General features: G+C 34.6%; 17 protein-coding genes. 14 read left to right on the forward strand and 3 right to left on the reverse strand.

Translation table 11 applies throughout. The features are described from left to right. Nucleotides 1–2: 2 nt before the first annotated feature. The 3 genes from ccoG to FN756_RS03825 are packed head-to-tail and all read left to right on the forward strand — an operon-like array spanning nucleotide 3 to nucleotide 2575. Nucleotides 3–1406 (forward strand): cytochrome c oxidase accessory protein CcoG, encoded by a 1404-nt coding sequence (gene ccoG, locus FN756_RS03815; protein WP_142601623.1) that lies wholly within the window; start codon nucleotides 3–5, stop codon nucleotides 1404–1406. 16 nt (nucleotides 1407–1422) lie between these two features. Further along, nucleotides 1423–1866 carry a FixH family protein gene (locus tag FN756_RS03820; RefSeq protein ID WP_142601625.1) on the forward strand — a complete coding sequence of 148 codons (444 nt, stop codon included), beginning with the start codon at nucleotides 1423–1425 and terminating at the stop codon, nucleotides 1864–1866. A 10-nt stretch (nucleotides 1867–1876) separates the two neighbouring features. After that, nucleotides 1877–2575, forward strand: a complete 699-nt coding sequence (locus FN756_RS03825) for a sulfite exporter TauE/SafE family protein (RefSeq protein WP_142601627.1) — start codon at nucleotides 1877–1879, stop codon at nucleotides 2573–2575. Between the two features lie 81 nt (nucleotides 2576–2656). On the opposite strand, the gene msrA is transcribed toward FN756_RS03825, so the two are convergent. Next, complete coding sequence (gene msrA / locus FN756_RS03830; RefSeq protein WP_246085417.1) at nucleotides 2657–3208, reverse strand: peptide-methionine (S)-S-oxide reductase MsrA; 552 nt, start codon at nucleotides 3206–3208, stop codon at nucleotides 2657–2659. Between the two features lie 464 nt (nucleotides 3209–3672). Between msrA and FN756_RS03835 the strand changes: the two genes are divergently transcribed. From FN756_RS03835 to FN756_RS03850, 4 genes are all read left to right on the forward strand, one after another. Further along, on the forward strand, nucleotides 3673–6009 hold the full coding sequence (locus FN756_RS03835) for a penicillin-binding protein 1A (RefSeq protein WP_142601630.1): 2337 nt from the start codon (nucleotides 3673–3675) through the stop codon (nucleotides 6007–6009). 108 nt (nucleotides 6010–6117) lie between these two features. After that, complete coding sequence (locus FN756_RS03840; RefSeq protein WP_142601632.1) at nucleotides 6118–9195, forward strand: PD40 domain-containing protein; 3078 nt, start codon at nucleotides 6118–6120, stop codon at nucleotides 9193–9195. 80 nt (nucleotides 9196–9275) lie between these two features. Further along, nucleotides 9276–10898 carry an alkaline phosphatase PafA gene (pafA, locus tag FN756_RS03845; RefSeq protein ID WP_142601634.1) on the forward strand — a complete coding sequence of 541 codons (1623 nt, stop codon included), beginning with the start codon at nucleotides 9276–9278 and terminating at the stop codon, nucleotides 10896–10898. A 176-nt stretch (nucleotides 10899–11074) separates the two neighbouring features. Further along, nucleotides 11075–11632: a fasciclin domain-containing protein gene (locus tag FN756_RS03850; RefSeq protein WP_142601636.1), complete on the forward strand. Its 558-nt coding sequence runs from the start codon at nucleotides 11075–11077 to the stop codon at nucleotides 11630–11632. A gap of 63 nt (nucleotides 11633–11695) precedes the next feature. Here the strand turns inward: FN756_RS03850 and FN756_RS03855 are convergent, their stop codons facing one another. Then, nucleotides 11696–12082 (reverse strand): GIY-YIG nuclease family protein, encoded by a 387-nt coding sequence (locus FN756_RS03855; protein WP_142601638.1) that lies wholly within the window; start codon nucleotides 12080–12082, stop codon nucleotides 11696–11698. A 107-nt stretch (nucleotides 12083–12189) separates the two neighbouring features. Between FN756_RS03855 and FN756_RS03860 the strand changes: the two genes are divergently transcribed. From FN756_RS03860 to FN756_RS03890, 7 genes are all read left to right on the forward strand, one after another. Further along, the gene (locus FN756_RS03860) at nucleotides 12190–12990 is read left to right on the forward strand and encodes an XRE family transcriptional regulator (RefSeq protein WP_142601640.1); all 801 of its coding nucleotides are present in this window, start codon (nucleotides 12190–12192) and stop codon (nucleotides 12988–12990) included. A 73-nt stretch (nucleotides 12991–13063) separates the two neighbouring features. Beyond that, nucleotides 13064–13459, forward strand: a complete 396-nt coding sequence (locus FN756_RS03865; RefSeq protein ID WP_142601641.1) for a DUF4890 domain-containing protein — start codon at nucleotides 13064–13066, stop codon at nucleotides 13457–13459. Between the two features lie 83 nt (nucleotides 13460–13542). Beyond that, nucleotides 13543–14673, forward strand: a complete 1131-nt coding sequence (locus tag FN756_RS03870; RefSeq protein WP_142601643.1) for an aminotransferase class I/II-fold pyridoxal phosphate-dependent enzyme — start codon at nucleotides 13543–13545, stop codon at nucleotides 14671–14673. 69 nt (nucleotides 14674–14742) lie between these two features. After that, complete coding sequence (nagA, locus tag FN756_RS03875) at nucleotides 14743–15870, forward strand: N-acetylglucosamine-6-phosphate deacetylase (protein WP_142601645.1); 1128 nt, start codon at nucleotides 14743–14745, stop codon at nucleotides 15868–15870. Nucleotides 15871–15964: 94 nt separating this feature from the next. Next, nucleotides 15965–16579 (forward strand): dethiobiotin synthase, encoded by a 615-nt coding sequence (bioD, locus tag FN756_RS03880; protein ID WP_142601647.1) that lies wholly within the window; start codon nucleotides 15965–15967, stop codon nucleotides 16577–16579. Nucleotides 16580–16693: 114 nt separating this feature from the next. Further along, entirely contained in the window at nucleotides 16694–18865 is a 2172-nt protein-coding gene (locus tag FN756_RS03885; RefSeq protein WP_142601649.1) for a S9 family peptidase, read from the forward strand. A 102-nt stretch (nucleotides 18866–18967) separates the two neighbouring features. Continuing rightward, the gene (locus FN756_RS03890; protein ID WP_246085418.1) at nucleotides 18968–19348 is read left to right on the forward strand and encodes an integrase core domain-containing protein; all 381 of its coding nucleotides are present in this window, start codon (nucleotides 18968–18970) and stop codon (nucleotides 19346–19348) included. Between the two features lie 52 nt (nucleotides 19349–19400). Here the strand turns inward: FN756_RS03890 and FN756_RS03895 are convergent, their stop codons facing one another. Further along, a complete protein-coding gene (locus tag FN756_RS03895) occupies nucleotides 19401–19919 on the reverse strand; it encodes a ferritin (RefSeq protein ID WP_142601651.1) in 519 nt (172 codons plus the stop codon). Nucleotides 19920–19958 lie beyond the last annotated feature (39 nt).

Below are 19958 nucleotides of genomic sequence, written 5' to 3' on the forward strand. Positions count from 1 at the left end.
TAATGACAGAACATAATCATGACAGGTCTGAAGAATTCAGAGATCATATAGCCACAGTTGATGAAAAAGGAAAACGTAATTGGATTTATGCGCAACAACCGGTTGGGAAGTACTATAACATTCGAACTATTTTGAGTGTTTTTTACCTCTTGATATTCTTTCTATTGCCCTTTATTAGGATCAATGGTAAAGCCTTATTTCTATTCAATATCCTTGAACGAAGATTCACGCTGTTCGGTGTAACTTTCTGGCCACAAGATTTTTTTATTCTAGGAGTGGCTATGCTGACGTTCATTGTATTTATAGTCTTTTTTACACTTGTTTTCGGAAGAGTTTTCTGCGGATGGGCCTGTCCGCAAACTATTTTCATGGAGATGGTTTTTCGTCGTATTGAATATTGGATTGAAGGCAACCAACATCAGCAAAGAGCATTAAACAATGGCCCTTTGACAAATACAAAAATAATAAAGAAAAGCTCTAAACACCTCATCTTTTTTACAATTTCTTTCCTGATTGCTAACACTTTTCTAGCCTACATAATTGGAATTGAAAATCTTTTTAAGATCATCAAAGAGCCCATTGGAAATCACTTGAGCGGGTTTATTTCCTTAATCATTTTCAGCTTTATTTTTTATGGAGTTTTTGCTTTTATGCGTGAACAAATTTGTGTTTCTATATGTCCTTACGGACGCTTACAAGGCGTTTTACTGGATAAAGACTCAATTGTGGTGGCTTATGATCGTATTAGAGGAGAAAAACGAGGGAAATTCAAGAAGAATGAAATACGAACCTTAGGCGATTGCATTGATTGTGATCAGTGTGTGAAGGTTTGTCCTACCGGAATTGATATTCGTAATGGAACTCAACTCGAATGCGTAAACTGCACAGCCTGTATTGACGCTTGCGATTTTATGATGACAAGTGTGGGCCTTCCCACAGGTTTAATACGATTAGCATCAGAAAACACTATCGCGAAAAGTGAAAAATACAAATTCACAGGTAAACTCATAGGTTATTCAGCAATACTGACGATTTTGTTATGCTTCATGAGTTTTCTCTTTATATCTCGTAAAGATGTACAGTCAACAATAACAAGAGTTGGAGGAATGCTATATCAGGAACAGGCAGATAATAGGGTATCTAATCTGTATAACATCAAGGTTTACAATAAAACTTCAAGTGAAGTTCCCATAGAAATCAGATTAGAAAATAAGAATGCAGAGGTTAAGCTAATTGGTAAAGCACTAAATGCAAAAAAGGAGGGTATTACGGAAGGAACATTTTTCATTTACTTGCCTAAAGAAATCATTAAAAATCGTTCAACTAAATTGAACGTTACACTTTGGTCGGAGGGTAAAAAACTAGAAACGATTAAAACATCATTTTTAGGTCCTGTATCAAGATAATTTAAAAGTTACAAATATGAAATTTAATTGGGGAGTCAAAATTACCATTTTGTACATCAGTTTTGTGTTGTTTATGGCTGGATTGGTTTATCTGGCTATGCAACAAAAAATTGAACTGATAGCCCCTGATTATTATGTTCAGGAGTTAAAATTTCAGCAAAGAATTGATGCTAACCGAAATGCAAATGCATTAAAACAAGCAATTGATATCACAACTGAAAGAAGATCAATTGTTCTTTCCTTCCCGAAAGAATTTAATCAGGAAAATACAAAAGGAATAGCATATTTATTTCGTGCTTCTGATGCAAGTAAAGATCTAAAATTGCCCATTCAAATAAATACAGAAGGTAAACAGGTAATTGCTTCTCCCAAATTAGTTAAGGGCATGTACAACCTTCAATTAAGCTGGCGTTCAGCAGGTAAAGAATATTTCATTACCAAGGATGTCTTTTTAAATTAAATAAAATAAAATGAGTATTGCTATCCAAGCCATAGTTTTTGGATTTGTTGGTAGTTTCCACTGCATTGGAATGTGCGGCCCGATTGCACTTGCCCTACCCTTTTCAAATCATGAAGGTTTGGCCAAAGTTGTGGCAATTTTCACGTATAATATTGGTCGTATTATTACCTATGCTATCATTGGAGCCTTATTCGGTTTGTTGGGTTTAGGTATCAGATTAGCGGGCTATCAACAGTTGCTTTCTATCAGTTTAGGCATATTCATCATTTTTAGTGTGTTGGCTCCGTATCTATATCAATCCAACGCTGGTTTATTGAAAAAGCCGATCTCTTTTATCTCAAATAAAATTGGAAATCTATTGAAGCAAAGTAATTATGCTTCTTTATTCTGTATTGGACTGTTAAATGGTTTATTGCCTTGCGGTTTTGTTTATTTGGGTATTGTTTGGACAACCTCTTTAGCAAATATTGGTCAGGGAATATTATTTATGGTGTTTTTCGGACTAGGAACTTTACCCGCCATGCTTGGGGTTTCATTTGCAACAAGTATGATCTCTATACAATGGCGTAACCGGATAAAAAGATTGGTACCCTCCTTTATTATTATTTTAGGAATGATTTTAATTATACGAGGATTGAATTTAGGGATTCCGTATTTAAGTCCTGAAATCAATCATCAGCAAAATACACCTTCGGCAATATGTCACTAAATACATGATTAAAAATTATGTTTTAGAAAAACTAAAAGAGTGGCAATTGCATTTAACGGGGCAATGCATCGCTATCCTTGATTATTGAGCCTTTAATTTATCGTGAAATACTTTTTTGAACTTTTCTAATTTAGGGGCAATTACAAATTGACAATAAGGAGCATCACCATTCGAATTAAAATAATTTTGATGATAATCTTCCGCTTTATAAAACTTGGCAAAAGGAGCTATTTCTGTAATAACCGGGTTCTTAAATGCACCGGATGCATTGAGTTCTTTTTTGTACTTTTCTGATAATTCTTTCTGTTCGGAGTTATGATAAAAAATAACTGAACGATACTGCGTTCCTATATCTGCTCCCTGACGATTCATAGTTGTAGGATCATGACTGCTCCAAAATGCTTCCAATAATTCAGGGAAACTAATCACCTTGGGATCATATACGATTTGAGCTACTTCCGCATGCCCGGTAGTTCCGGTACAAATCTCCTTATAAGTTGGATTTTGAATCGAGCCACCTGAGTAACCCGAAGTAACTGAAATTACTCCTTTTAATTGTTGGAAAATAGCCTCAACACACCAAAAACAACCAGCTCCAAAGGTTACTGTATCTGTGATTTTTTCTTTAATCATTATTTCTTTATTACTTTTCAAATTTGGAATTGACATTGGAGGTATCTTACTATTCTCATGCTGCGCACAAGCAGATAATATCCCAATAATCATACATATCAATGACAGTTGAATTGATTTAAGAACTCTTTTATTTAAAATCGAAATTACCATACTATTTATGTTTTAGGTATCTATTAACCTAACGAAATTAATTGTTCACTGGTTTAGTTTTAATTAAAGAATCGATAGTTAACGAACTTTCTTATTGACGTTCAATGGTAAAAATCGCCAATTATCTGTAAATTAACTTCTATTCCAAAATCGTAATATTCTGAAGGAATAGTCTTTTTAATATGCAATAATTCGATTTAATTTGAGTTGAATATTTAAAGCGTTTTAAACAAAAGGAACTAAAAATGATTTTAGTTAATAAAAATAAACGTTTACTTTGTACCAAACCATGATTAAACACAAATTTACTGATGTTCAATACTATAACTAATAACATTAGGCTTTTTTTAAAAAAAATTAATAGCTTTTTACCTCATAACAAATTCCTTAAGGGGCTAATTTATTTACTACTTTTCATAATTGTATTTTTAGGCGCACTTGACCTTAATTTTTTATGGTTATTTGGTTATTCACCAAGTATAAAAGAGCTTAAAAATCCTCCACTTGCTACTGCTTCTGAATTATATACGGCCGATAGTGTTTTAATTGGAAGATATTATAAAGAGGACCGTACTCCGGTTGAATTTAAAGAATTGCCTTCCAATTTAAAAAATGCGCTGATTGATACCGAAGATGCTCGCTTTTATAATCATGGCGGAATTGATATTCGATCGCTCTTTTCTAGTTTCTTTTCAACCCTGAGTGGCGACCGACGTGGAGCTAGTACAATTACTCAGCAGTTAGCAAAAAATTTATTTAAAACCCGACGCAAAAAATCATACGGCCTTTTAACTCATATTCCGGTACTAAATACAATTATTTATAAGGCAAAAGAGTGGATAACTGCTGTAAAACTTGAATATATTTATTCCAAAGATGAAATTTTAACTTTATACCTCAATACTGTGAGTTTTGGAAATAACGCATTTGGTGTAAAGGTAGCCTCAAACCGTTACTTCAACAAACAGGTTAATGATTTAACTACTGAAGAAGCTGCAGTGCTGGTAGGAATGCTTAAAGCGACTTCCACTTACAATCCTATTTCAAATCCTGATAAATCAAAAGATAGAAGAAATGTGGTTCTCTCTCAAATGCTTAAACACAAGCATTTGAATAAAAACGAATATAACCGTTTAATTAATCTTCCTATTAAACTAGACCTTAGTTACAGAGAAGATAATAAGGAACAAAAAGATTCCTACATACGCGCAGCGGCAGGAAACCTATTGAAAGACTGGGCGAAAGAAAATGATTATGATATTTATGCAGATGGTTTAAAAATCTATACCACCATCGACTCCCGTATGCAGCAATACGCAGAGGAAGCAGTTAATGATCGCATGGCTTCCTTGCAACGTCGTTTTTATAGCTACTGGCAAAAGAAAAATCCATGGACAAATGAAGATGGTGATGAAATCCCTAATTATTTAGAAAACCAGGTTCAAAAACTGCCAATTTACAAACAACTTGTTTTAAAGTTTAAAGGAAATGCTGATTCAGTCAGTGCTAATTTAAGTAGAAAAAAACACATGAAAGTATTCACTTGGAAAGGCGAACGAGATACAACCTTTTCAACAATGGATTCTTTAGGTTATTATGAAAAAATACTTCAAACCGGCATGATGACTTACGATCCATTTACCTCAGGTATTAAAGCATGGGTCGGAGGTATTAATTATGACTATTTCCAATTTGATCACGTGATCCAATCAAAACGACAGGCCGGGTCAACATTTAAACCTTTTGTTTACCTCACTGCTATTGATAACGGTTGGTCGCCTTGTGATAAAATTAAAGATCAACCAGTCACTATCAATTATGTAGAAAATGGTGAAAAGAAAACATGGTCTCCTAAGAATTCCGACTGGAATTTCACAGGTTATGATATGTCATTACGTTGGGCAATGGGTAAATCCTGCAATTCAGTAACCGCCCAATTAACTGAAAAAGTTGGATGGGACAATGTAGTTAAATATGCACACAAATTAGGAATTGAAAGTCCTTTAAAATCAGTCCCATCCGTTGGACTAGGTTCCAATGATGTATCCTTATTTGAAATGGTAGCAGCTTACGGAGTTTTCTTAAATAAAGGTATTAAAACTAAACCTTTATTAGTTACACGCGTCTATGACAAGGATGGAAATCTGATTAAAGAATTCAAACCAGAAGGTGTTCGGGTAATTAGCGAAGAAACGGCATGGTTGATGTTGTATATGTTCCAAGGAGGAATACAGGAACCAGGAGGAACATCTCAAGCCCTGTGGGAATATGATCTTTTTAAAAAAGGAAATGAAATTGGTGGGAAAACCGGTACAACTTCTAATTATTCTGACGGATGGTACATGGGTATTACCAAAGATTTAATTACTGGAATTTGGGTGGGTTGCGATGATCGAAATGTACACTTTATGAATAGCCAAACCGGAGAAGGCTCTAAAACGGCTCTTCCTATTTATGGTAAATTTATGGAAAAAGTATATTCCGATCCTAAAACAGGCATTACAATGGGGAAATTCCCAAAACCTGATGTTAAAATTACTCGTAATTATTATTGCCCAACATCATTACCGAAAAGAGAAACAGTTGCTGATAGTGTAATTTTTGATGAGCCGATAGACGATTCAACCGGGAACAACGTTTCTAATTAAGGAAAATAATATGTATATTAAGTTAAAACTTAACTTAGTATACATATTAAATATTTCCTTTCCGACCTAGATCGTAACATAATATTAATAATTATAACTTATACTAGCATGCATCTCTCGCCATATAGAAAACTCTTTCTTATTGTTATTACCGTAGTAATTTCAACACAAACTTCATATGCTCAGTACTTTGGAAGAAACAAAGTCCAGTATGAAAAATTTAAATTTACAATATTAAAAACCCCACATTTCGATATCTACAATTATCAAACAAATGATACTGTGATGCGTAAATTCGCTGATTTGGCAGAACGTTGGTATGGAAGGCACAAAAGTGTTTTATTGCATTCATTGGAGTCTAAAAATCCAATTATGATATACAATAATCATAGTGACTTTTCACAAACTTCCCTTTCAGAAGAAAATATTGGTGTAGGAACTGGTGGTGTAACTGAGGGGTATAGAAATCGAATTTTTATGCCATTTTTTGAATCTTATGCCCAAACAGACCATGTTCTTGGACACGAAATGGTGCATGCCTTTCAATACGATATTTTAAAATCAGATGATTCACTCAGCCTTAATAATATAAGAAATCTTCCACTCTGGATGGTTGAAGGGATGGCTGAATACATGTCATTAGGCCGTAAAGATTCCCATACCGCAATGTGGATGAGAGATGCGGTTGTAAATAAAGATATCCCGACCCTTAAAGATCTATCAACCACTAATAAATATTTTCCTTATCGTTACGGACAAGCATTTTGGGCATTTGTAGCAGGTGTTTGGGGAGACAATATCATTAAGCCACTCTATTTAAATACTGCAAAATTTGGGTATCAAATGGCAGTTGACAGCACACTTGGTTATGAAGAAAAGGTACTCTCTAACATGTGGAAAACACGCACAATGGAGAACTATGCCCCTTTTATGAAAGATACTATTGCATTGGTTGGCAATAGGATTATTAGAAAAGAGGATGCTGGTGATATGAATATTTCACCGGTGTTAAGTCCGGATGGTAAATACATTACATTCTTAAGCGAGCGTAACTTATTTTCAATTGATCTGTTTTTAGCTGAAGTTAGTACCGGACGTATTATACGTAAACTGTCGTCAGCCACTGAAAAATTACACGTTGATGATTATAACTACATTGAGGATGCTGGAACATGGTCTCCTGATGGCAAGTCATATGCATATATTGTAAGTGAAAAAGGAAAAAGCAATTTGGTTATTGTTGATATTAATACTGGTGCTAATAAACAACAAATAATCATTAAAGGACTACCCTATTTCTCCAACCCTACCTGGTCGCCGGATGGCAATACTATTTTAGTTACAGGTTTAAAAGATGGTCATTCAGATTTGTTTCTTTATAATCTTCAAACCAAAAAAGTTCGTCAACTAACCAATGATTATTATTCAGAAATACAGGGTGCATGGTCAAAAGATGGAAAAAAAATAGTTTTTGTATCTGATCGTGGAAATGATACCGATCTTCCTAAGTTAAAATTTGGTTCCTTCAAAATCTGTATACTGGATCTTGCATCAGGAAGAATAGATGTAAAAGATTTTTTCCCTGGCGCAAATAATCTAAATCCTCAATTTTCGGCGGATAGTAAAAGAATCTTTTTCCTGTCGAATGCAGATGGTATGCGAAATCTCTATGAATTTACTATTGAAACAGGAGAAATTAACAAGCTTACCAAATACTTTACAGGCATAAGTGGTATCACTGAATATGCACCAGCATTAAGCGTTAACGGACCTAATGATGAAATAGCTTATTGCTTATTCAAAAAGGGAGATTATAATTTATATAAAGCCCAAGCCAAAGATTTTCCACGTTTCAATGTTGATCCTGAAAAGGTTGACTTTACAGCTTCTCTTCTTCCACCGTTTGATCTTCCTCAGGAAAGCTTATTGACAAAAAACTTATCTAATTTTAGCCAATTCAATAAAGATACATCATATATTAAAACCCCTTACCGTCCTAAGTTTAGCTTGGTAAACGTAAGCAGCACTGGAGGAGTTGGCGTTGGCTATTCACAATATGGTACCGGTTTAGCAGGAGGTGTAGGTTTTCAATTTGGAGATATTCTTGATCGGAATCAATTATTTGCTGTTGCTCAGATAAACGGAGAAATTTATGATTTTGGAGGTCAAGTTCAATACATTAACCGAGCAGGTAGAGTAAATTATGGATTCGGTGTGAGCCACATACCTTACTTTAGCGCGAATCAGTTTGTAAGTGTGGATACTATACATCAAGGAAGCAATGTTATAGAAACAGATAGTTATAATTATGATAAAATTCGAACATTTGTAAACCAGTTTGCATTTTATACCTATTACCCGGTTTCGCAAACACTACGTTATGAAGCTAACCTTACTCTTTCACGATACAGTTATCGTGTTGACCGTATTTCAGATAATTATGTTTATGTAAACGGACAAGCCTATGACTATTATCAATCAAAAGGGAAAGTTGATGCAGAACAAACCTATGGAGTAAGGCCATTTAGTTTAGCGACAATGGAATTGGCGTATGTAGGTGATAATTCTCAATTTGGTGTTACTTCTCCAATGAAAGGACAGCGTTTTAGATTGGAAGGCGGTAGAACATTTGGCGATTACAATGTTTACTCTTTGTATGGGGATTATCGAAAATATTTCTATCATAAGCCATGGAGTATCGCATTAAGAGGTATTTATTACGGCCGCTATGGTGATAAACAAGATCTAAATCGTTTATATCCTCTATTTATTGGATATGATCAATTTGTAAGGGGATATAATCAAAATTCACTTTATGATAATCCGGGTACTAGTCCAGATGATCTTACTGTTGATCAGCTTATTGGTGATCACATGGCAGTTGCTAATGTTGAATTCAGATTGCCACTTACAGGGCCAGAAAAGTTGGCTCAAGTTAAATCAGGATTCCTCTTTTCCGATCTTGGAGTATTCTTCGATAGTGGAATGGCATGGAAGCAAGGTGCTCCTGTAGAATTATCGTGGAAGACTAAACAAGGTGTTTACTCTCCTATTTTCAGTACCGGTATTACACTAAGAGTAAATTTATTTGGTTTTGCTATTCTTGAACCCTATTATGCATTTCCTTTCCAACGTGGAAATGCTAAGCCGACCTTCGGATTGTTCTTGTCCGGTGGTGGTTGGTAAAAGATATTGTATAAATTATATAAAAAAGATCGCTTACATGAGCGATCTTTTTTATTTTTGGTTATACCATATTAACAACAATGAAAATATTTAAGCTAAGTCTATTATTCATTCTCCTCAATTCTACCCTTGCACTTGCTCAAAAAGCAAAAATAATTCCTGAAAAGCCTAAACTAATTGTAGGTATTGTCATTGATCAAATGCGCTACGATTTTCTTTATCGATATTTTGACAAATATTCAAATAACGGTTTTAAAAGATTAATGAGAGAAGGTTACAACTGTAAGAATAATCATTACCATTATGTACCAACTTATACCGGTCCTGGACATGCAGCCATTTATACAGGTAGTGCGCCTGTTATTAATGGAATAGCTGGAAATAATTGGTATGATCGCTCCGCTAAAAAAAGTGTTTATTGTACCGAAGATACAAGTGTAAGAACAGTAGGAAACAATTCGAAGGCAGGACTAATGTCGCCCCGGAATTTACTTACCACTACAATTACTGATCAATTGCGCTTATCGAATTTTTTTGAATCAAAAGTAATTGGTATTGCCATAAAAGACCGTGGATCTATTTTACCGGCAGGACATACTGCAAATGCAGCTTATTGGAATGATTCATCAACAGGCACTTGGATAACAAGTTCCTACTATATGAACGAATTACCAAAATGGGTTCAGGATTATAATGCTAAGAAGCCATCAGACTCTTACCTTGCTCAAACCTGGAATACCTTATTTCCAATTTCAGAATATACAGAAAGTACGATTGATGATCAGCCATATGAAGGTCAATTATCTGGTGAAGCAAAACCTGTTTTTCCACATAAGACCCCTAAATATGACTTACTCCTTACTAGTCCTTGGGGAAATACACTCACTAAAAATTTTGCAATTGCTGCTATACAAAATGAAAAACTAGGAAAAGGAAAAGTAACTGATTTTCTTGCAGTTAGTTTTTCTTCTACAGATTATGTTGGTCATTCATTTGGTCCTTATTCAATTGAAACAGAGGATACTTACCTACGATTAGATAAAGATTTAGCTGAATTACTTTCATTTTTAGATAACTGGATTGGCAAAGAAAATGTACTCGTTTTTCTAACTGCAGATCATGGCGTTGCCAATGTGGCTGCTTTTAACAATGATTTTAAAATTCCTGCCGGAACTTTTGATGGCGGCAAAACTATAAAAGCGTTGAATGCATACCTTATCGAACAATTGGGTGCAGGTAAATGGATTGAATCTGAAATTAATGATCAAATTTATATTAATCGTGAACAGTTAAAACAATCAGGTATTGTCTATGATAAAGTTTTTTCAACTATTCGCGAGTTCTTACTAAAACAAGAGGCAATTGCTGATGTAATCGATCTTCATAACCTTTCTTCTGCCTATGTTCCAGATTATTTTTCGACTATGATAAAAAATGGAATGAATGTAAAACGATCAGGCGACATATTAATTCAACTTCAGCCCAACTGGATGGGAGGCTCAAATAAAGGTACAACACATGGAAGTTCATATCGATACGACACTCATGTACCTCTATTATGGTATGGATGGAAAGTTCAAGCGAAATCGAGCTCTGAAAGAACTGAAATAAAAGACATCGCCCCTACCATAGCAGATTTCTTAAACATTCTGGAACCCAATGGTTCAATAGGAAATCCGATTCAAGGTATTATTAGCAATTGAACAAGAAGCCTTTGAATATGCAGTGCCCTCAAAAAGTTAGCCACTTATTGGGGGCTTTTTTTATATAAAGACATCTATTACTTATAGTTATTACTAAAAAATATTCTTAATAAAAATGTGATTTGTGAAAATCCGAACAGTCTTTGGTTTCGTTTATCTGAATAAAAAATGAAACCATGAAAAAAAATATTTTAACCTTAGTGATCGCAATAGCTTTTGCAGTATCAGCTTTTGCCCAAAAAATGTCTAACCCAGTAGTAGGTGGCGCAGAAATGTATCCAACAAAAGACATTGTTGACAATGCTGTGAATTCAAAGGATCATACTACTCTTATAACGGCTGTTCAAGCTGCAAACTTAGTTGATGTACTAAAGGGTAAAGGTCCTTTTACTGTTTTTGCTCCAACTAATGATGCTTTTAACAAACTTCCAGATGGTACATTTATGTCGTTATTAAGACCTGAAAACAAAACCATTTTAATTAAAATTTTAACCTACCATGTTGTCGCAAGTAAAATAGATGCGAAATCATTAATAAAAACAATAAAAAACGGCGGTGGATATGCCACATTAAAAACTGTAAGTGGCAGAATATTAACCGCAATAATGAGCGCCGATATGAAAAGTATCGAACTTGTGGATGAAAAAGGTGGAAAATCAATGATTACTCAATCTGACGTAATGCAGAAAAATGGCATAATTCACGTTATTAATTCCGTGATGCTTCCCAATTAATTATACCAAGCATTTACTTAAGAAGCTTCTTCATAAGAGAAGCTTTTTTATACCCATTACATATCATCTTAATGGCTCAATTAATTTTCCAGATTGAATATTCAAAATGCTAAGATCAATGATTTCATTGGAGGTGATTTTTATTGAAAGATCGTTCCAGTTTGGATTTACCGTACGAATTATTCGCTCCCTTTGAGCCTTAGTTAAGCGTTGTAATTCATCACAACGCTTTTTTAATAATACCTCATTATCATATTGTTCAAAATAAACTAATCTCATTGATTTCTTATTTTCATCAACAAATAACTCAGCAGTATTCCTGTATATGTTTACAGTCTTATAAAGGTTATCAGTATAACCAACTGTAATAATTGAACGGTTTCTATCAGTCATAAAATAAATGAAACCTTTTATTGAAAATGATACCGAAGAATTAAGATTTCTGAACATATATATGGCTTATTTAAATATCCTGTTGTTTTTGCAGAAATAATCACTAACTTTATTAGCAAATATATACTATTATTTTTAGTATAATAATTTTTTGCAAAATATTTATGGGAATTATTTCACAGAACCTCAAGTACCTGAGAAAAAGAATTAGCCTCACACAACAACAATTGGCTGATCAATTAGAAGTTAAACGTGCTGTTATAGGAGCGTATGAAGAAGACAGAGCGGAACCTAAAACAGAGCTCTTAATCAAAATAGCTAATTTATTTAGTATATCGGTTGATGAATTTATTTCGGAGCGTATCAGCGATAAATGGTTTCTGAAAAAAGAGAAACTAGCAGAAGAACAAAAAAGCGCCATTGGCAATGGGATGCGTGTATTAAGTATTACCGTTGATCAAAATAATAACGAGAATGTGGAATTGGTTCCTGCTAAAGCGAGTGCTGGTTATTTAAATGGATATGCCGATCCTCAATATGTAGCTGAGCTACCAAAGTTCCATCTTCCCTTTCTTCGTGGCGGTACTTTCAGAGCCTTTGAACTTAAAGGTGATTCCATGCTTCCATTGGAATCAGGAACAATAGTAGTTGGTGAATATATTCCAAATTTCAACGACGTTAAAACGGGAGAAACCTATGTTATCCTTAGTAAGGATGAAGGAATCGTTTACAAAAGAGTTATCAATAAGATAAAGGAGAACAAAACACTGCGTTTGCAATCAGATAACAAATCATACGAAACTTATTCGATAAATGCTGAGGATGTACTGGAAATATGGAAGGCTAAAGCTTATATCAGTACTGCATTTCCATCTCCTGTTGGGGAACCATCACTTGAGAAACTAACCGAAATGGTAGAACAATTGCAAAAATCAGTGACAAAACTTAAATCGAATGATGAATAAAAAATAATTCGTAAATTGATTAAACCTTTTATGTTTTATTTAATCAAAAAGGTTCAATAAAAAAATCAAGAATATGAAAAAATTAATCGCGCTAATTTTGCCGGTTGTATTTGCAACCGCTGTATTCGCTCAAGAGCGCACGCAAAGAACTCCTGAGGAACGTGCTACCATGCAAACTGAGCACATGACGAAAGAGCTTTCATTAAATGCCGATCAACAAAAAAAAGTACAGGATATCAACCTGGACGCCGCCAAAAAGATGGATGCTCTTCGTGCTTCCAGCAAAGGTGATCGTGACGCAATGATGACCGGAATGAAGCAAATTTCAGACGAAAAAGATGTAGCGTTAAAAGCTGTGCTTGATGAAAAACAATACAGCAGTTATTCAGCAATGAAACAAGAAAGAATGAACAAAATGAAAGAAAACCGGAAAGATTCAAAACCGGCTGAAAAACCTACGCAAAATTAATTAAAACTAATATTGTTATTTAAAACTAAAGGCACCTCCAAAAGGTGCCTTTAGTTTTTTAAATTGCAGGCAAATTGAACCAAATGTCTGCAGCTATTGAACATTTTCTTGAACAAAAATTAGAAACTCTTAAAGCTAACAGTGCTTTTAGGATATTAAAAAACAAAAAAGGTCTGATTGATTTTTCTTCTAACGACTACCTTGGACTTGCTCAAAACTCAGAGATCAAAAGAAACATTGAAACTGAACTGGAAAAATATCCTGATTATCGATTAGGAGCTACAGGTTCTCGTCTTATTTCAGGAAATTCACCTTATGCTGAAGAACTTGAACAATGGCTGGCTGATTTTCACAATGCGGAGTCCGGACTGTTATTTAATTCTGGATATGATGCCAATCTGGGTATATTCTCTTCGCTACCACAAAAAGGTGACACTATTATCCTTGATGAGAAAATTCATGCCTGTATAATTGACGGTTCCAGATTAAGTTATGCTCAACGTTATAAATTTAAACATAATGATCTCGAAAGTCTTGAAAGCAAATTAAAAATTGCTACAGGAAATATTTTCATTGGGATAGAAAGTATTTATTCAATGGATGGAGATATTTCTGATTTATTGAAAATAATAGAGCTGGCTGAAAGTTACAATGCGGCTATCATTATTGATGAAGCACATTCAAGTGGTATTTTAGGTCAAAATGGAAAAGGTTTAGTATCTAAATTGGGTATGGAAGATCGGATATTTGCCCGCATCCATACATTTGGAAAAGCAATAGGTTCACATGGTGCAGTGGTTTTAGGTTCAAAAAAATTACGTGAATACCTTATAAACAATGCCAGAAGCTTTATTTTTACCACTGCAGCGCCTTTTCATGAACTCGTATCCATCAAATCATCCTACAATTACCTTTCTAACCATCCCGAACTTCAGTTGCAGTTAAAAGAAAAGATCGACCTCTTCAGAAAAAGAATGAAAGATGTGACAAGATGGATTCCAAGCAGTACTTCGATTCAGTCCATTATCATACCTGGAAATGAAAATGTAATAGCTGCTGCAACCCAACTTAATGAACTTGGTTTTGATGTTGGTATGGTACGTTATCCAACGGTTGCAAGAGGAACAGAACGCTTAAGAATCTGCCTACATATTTATAATTCGGATGAACAAATAATTAGTTTGACTAACAGTATCAATATTTATAAAAAATAACTAATGGTAGTTGGTAATCAGAATACTATTTATTCTATTTAGGCGACGAATAATCAAACCAAAATTTATATGTATGCATTAAAGAATTCTACCATTTACACCGGCTGTAGCATTGAAACAAAAAAGGTCATTTTAATTGAGGAGGAAACCATTATTGACCTCATTGACGAGAAAGATCTTCCATCAGATATTAGAGCCATTGATCTAAAAGGGAATAATGTTGCTCCTGGATTTATTGATATCCAAGTTTATGGAGGTGGTGATAGTTTATTTTTTGCTGAGCCTACTAAAAAATCGTTAGAGAAAATTCATGCTGATTTTTTAAAGTCAGGCACTACACATTTTTTAATCACTATTCCGACAATTTCAGATGAGATGGTTAAAAAATGTATCAAAGCAGCTCAAGAGTACATTGATGAAGGTGGAAAAGGTCTTATTGGACTTCATCTTGAAGGACCGTTTATTAACTCATCTAAAAAAGGAGCACATATTGAAAAGTTCATCCAATCACCTTCTATTCAGCATTTGGAAGAACTTATAAAAGAAGGTGGAGATGTGATAAGGATGATAACCCTTGCTCCTGAACATTGCACGGATGAGTGTATTCAGTTGTTGCAAGACCACAACATTATTATTTCCGCAGGCCATAGTAATGCTACTTTCAATCAGGCTAAAGAAGCATTTTCAAAGGGTATTACCACTTGTACTCATCTTTTCAATGCCATGTCTACTTTTTCTCATCGTGAACCTGGACTTGTAGGTGCCATCTATGATTCACCCGATGTTTATGCCAGCATAATACCCGACGGTTATCATACTGATTTTGCAAGCGTTAGAATCAGTAAAAAGATCATGCAAAACCGATTGTTCATAATTACAGATGCTGTAGTCGAAAATCTTTCAGGTGATTATATCTATAAATTGGATTCAGAGCATTTCGTAACTGAAAATGGCACATTAGCAGGCTCATCACTTACTATGATGCGCGCTGTAAAAAACTGTATTGAAAAGGCTGATCTTGAAGTTGAAGAAGCTTTACGAATGGCCTCATTATATCCGTCCAAAGTGGTAAATATGGATCATTATTTAGGTAAAATTAAAGCGGGTTACGCTGCTGATTTTGTAATATTTGATGATGATTATAATGTTAAATACACCATTTATGAAGGAAAAATCACAGAATTTGATAATAATTAAGCAAGGCCTATCGATACATAAATACTTAAAAAAAAAATATTTAGTACATAGTTGAAATTTAGTAGTAATCTTTGGGGCAGATTATTAATTTATCATGACCCCAATTTTTATTACTGGAATCGGAACTGGTGTTGGTAAAACACTGATTTCGGCCATTGTTGTTGAAAAACTACAAGCTGATTATTGGAAACCTATTCAATCTGGTGATCTGAATAATTCCGACACAATGACTGTGCAGAAATTAGTGTGCAATGCTAAAACCTATTTTCATCCTGAATCCTATCGTTTAACCCAGCCATTTTCTCCTCATAAGTCTGCAGAAATTGATGGAATTACTATTGAATTGACAAAATGTAAACTTCCGAATACTTCAAATCAACTCGTAATTGAAGGAGCAGGAGGATTAATGGTTCCATTAAATTCTACAGAACTCATTATTGATTTGATCAAACATCTTAAATGTGAGGTGATTTTGGTTTCACAAAACTATTTGGGAAGCATTAATCATACTTTGCTTTCCATCGAAATGCTAAAACAAAATAGCATTCCAGTTAGAGGTCTAATTTTTAACGGAGAACCAAATTCTAACTCTGAAACTTTCATCCTAAATTATTCAGGTTTGCCGTGTTTGGGAAGAATACCACAGTTTGATGCCCTCCCTTCTAAAGCAGATATAATTTCGTTTGGTGAGCTGATAAATTTAGATTAAGCATCAATTATCTTATAATCTCTCTCTATCGTTGTTATAACCTGGAGACTTAAAAGTTATTTCTATTTTTCATTCTTAATAATATTTTTGAGGACACATTAAACCAACCTAGTAATGAATATTAAATCTAGAATTATTGCCATCGCCTTTTTGATCATTGGAGGCACATCAATTGTTTATGCCCAGAATAGGGTAATAAACTTAGATGATGCGATCCTTCGTCGTTATTCTGTCTTCGGCGAAGAACGCCTAAAGGGCCTACAATGGATCGGAAAAACGAATTCCTATGCCTACACGGATGGTCAAAATCTACTAATTGCATCAGTTGCTGATCAAAAACCAGTACCCGTTTTGAGCTTTGATGAACTAAATCAAGCAGTAGGTGGAGCATTAAAAGCCATGCCTGCAGTAAAATGGATTGACCCGGGTCACTTTACCGTTATTGTGGGAGGTAATCGTTATAAGTTCGATCTCGCCACCAAAAAAGCTGAAATCATTAATATTTTTATTGTAGAAGGCGAAAATATTGATATCGATCCGGTAACTGGAAATACAGCCTGCACCATTGGCGATAATTTATTTATCAGTAATGATGGCAAAACCACTCAGGTAACGAATGATACCGAATGGGGAATTAAAAGCGGAAAGAGCACGCACCGTGAAGAATTTGGTATCGACAAAGGAACTTTCTGGTCGCCACAAGGTAATCTACTTGCCTTTTATCGTGAAGATGCACGTCAAGTAACAGACTATCCTTTAGTAGATATTAACTCTATTCCAGCTAAAGAAGTAAAGATCAAATATCCAATGGCTGGAATGAAAAGTCATAAGGTGACAGTTGGTGTTTATAATATTAAGACTGGAAAAACTATTTACTTACAAACAGGAGAACCTTCAGATAAATACTTTACCAATATAAGCTGGAGCAGTGATGAAAAGTCAATTTTCATTGCAGAAATCAACCGCGATCAAAATGAATTGAGATATAATCAGTACGACGCTGCAAGTGGAGCTTTTTTAAGATCCTTATTCTCTGAATACAATGCAAAATACGTTCGTCCGGAGAAGGCTGCCATTAACTTAAAAGATAGCTTTTTATGGTTAAGTGCGGTAAATGGGTACAATCATTTCCTACAATATGATTATTCAGGCAAATTGATTAACCATATTAATACGGGTAAAATCATTGTAAGAAAATTCTTAGGAACTGACGAATCAGAAAACAAAGTGTTCTTTGTGGGTAATAATGCGGATAACATTGATCTGCAGGTTTACATGGTAGATTTAAAACAAAAACATAAAACTTCTGAATTTGAAGTTGTTCGTTTGACAAATGAAGAAGGTTACCATGATGGGGCGTTACTTTCAGCAGACGGAAAATACCTGTTAGATCAATTTAGCAGTTCAACCGTTCCTCATAAGGTGAACCTTTTATCGACTAATGGTAAAATTTCAGTAACCTTACTGAATTCTAAAAATCCTTTAGCCGGTTATCAATTCGGAAAAACCGAAATCGTACGTTTAAAAGCAGATGATGGTAAATTGTTATACGGACGTATTATTAAGCCTTATAACTTTGATCCTACAAAAAAATATCCGGTTGTATTATATGTTTACAATGGCCCTAATGTGCAACTTATTAATGATAGTTGGACAAATGGCGCATCATTCTGGATGTATTATTTAGCCAACAAGGGTTATGTGATTTTAACTGTTGATGGTCGTGGCAGTGCTAACCGTGGAATGGATTTCGAACAAGTAACTTTTAGAAAATTAGGTCAGGAAGAAATGAAAGACCAAATGGTTGGTATTAATTATATCAAATCATTACCATACATCAATGGTGATAAAATTGCGGTGCATGGATGGAGCTATGGTGGTTTTATGACTACAAGCTTAATGTTAAACTATCCTGAAGTATTTAAGGTAGGTGTTGCTGGCGGGCCGGTAATTGATTGGAGATATTATGAAGTAATGTACACCGAGCGTTATATGGACACTCCTCAAGCCAACCCTAAAGGTTATGCACAAACGTCTTTATTGGATAAAGCACAAAACCTTAAAGGTAGTTTAATGTTGATTCATGGGGCGGTGGATCCAGTGGTGGTTTGGCAGCATAGCCTTAAATTCATTAAAAGCTGCGTGGATAACAATATTCCAATTGATTATTTTGTTTACCCGGGTCATGAACATAATGTGATTGGTAAAGATCGTGTTCACTTATACAATAAAGTGATTGAATACATAGATGAAAAAATGAATAAAGAGCCTAATTCAAATTTTTAATCATAAGTCATAAAAAGAAAGCCCGAATTTTATTGTTCGGGCTTTCTTTTTATGACTTATTGTAGCGTCCTGAAATAAGTTGACACAAGAAGTGTTAACTATATGAAAGATCAGGAACTGACCTATAAACAGGCCTTTCAAATGGCCATTAAGAATCGTAAAACAAAAAACACCGAATTGATCCATCATTCTGACAGAGGATTACAATATTGCAGTGCAGAGTATGTAAGTATCGCTGACGCCCACGCCATTAGAATGAGCATGACCGAACAGTCAGATCCCTATGAAAATGCGCTGGCCGAACGGATGAATAGAACTTTAAAAGAAGAATTTGGCTTGGGGAGTGTGCTTAAATCAAAGCTACATGCAAAATTATTGGCAGAAGAAGCGGTAAACTTATACAACAATTACCGTCCTCATTTATCTTTGCAAATGAAAACACCAGAAAGTGTTTACCAACAAAAATCCCGGTCACTTGCATAACCGGGATTAGTATAAAATCTGTCAACCTATTTCAGGACGATTCATAAATTAATCAATTATTACTACCTGCACTTTTTTCTTTATACGTGCGTTGTCCTAATTCGGCATTCAATAAATACATTGCTGAACTGTTATCACCTATCATTTCGAGTTTTTTTAAGAGGTTAGAAATGGAGGCTTCTTCTTCTACTTGTTCAGCAATAAACCACTGCAAAAAATTATGAGTGGCGAAATCGCTTTCTGATAACGCTTGATTTACTAAATTATTGATGCTGGAGGTTACTGTTTTTTCGTGCTCCAAGGTGAGCTGAAACACATGTATAATTGATTTGAATTTCGTTTCAGGTGCGTCTACAGCCATCATCGTGACCTTTCCTCCTACGTCATGCATGTAATCAAACTGCTTACTCGCATGAAATAATTCTTCTTTAGATTGAATACGATAAAAATTGGCAAATCCATCTAATTCCAAATCCTTAAAATAGGAACACATTGATAAATATAAGTTTGCAGAATATAGCTCTTTGTTTATTTGCTCGTTGAGCAATTTCTCCATCGTTTTACTAATCATGGTGCTAAGTTTTTTAATCAAATTTAATCCTAGAAACTA

The organism is Solitalea koreensis (assembly GCF_900182575.1).
Classification (GTDB): domain Bacteria; phylum Bacteroidota; class Bacteroidia; order Sphingobacteriales; family Sphingobacteriaceae; genus Solitalea; species Solitalea koreensis.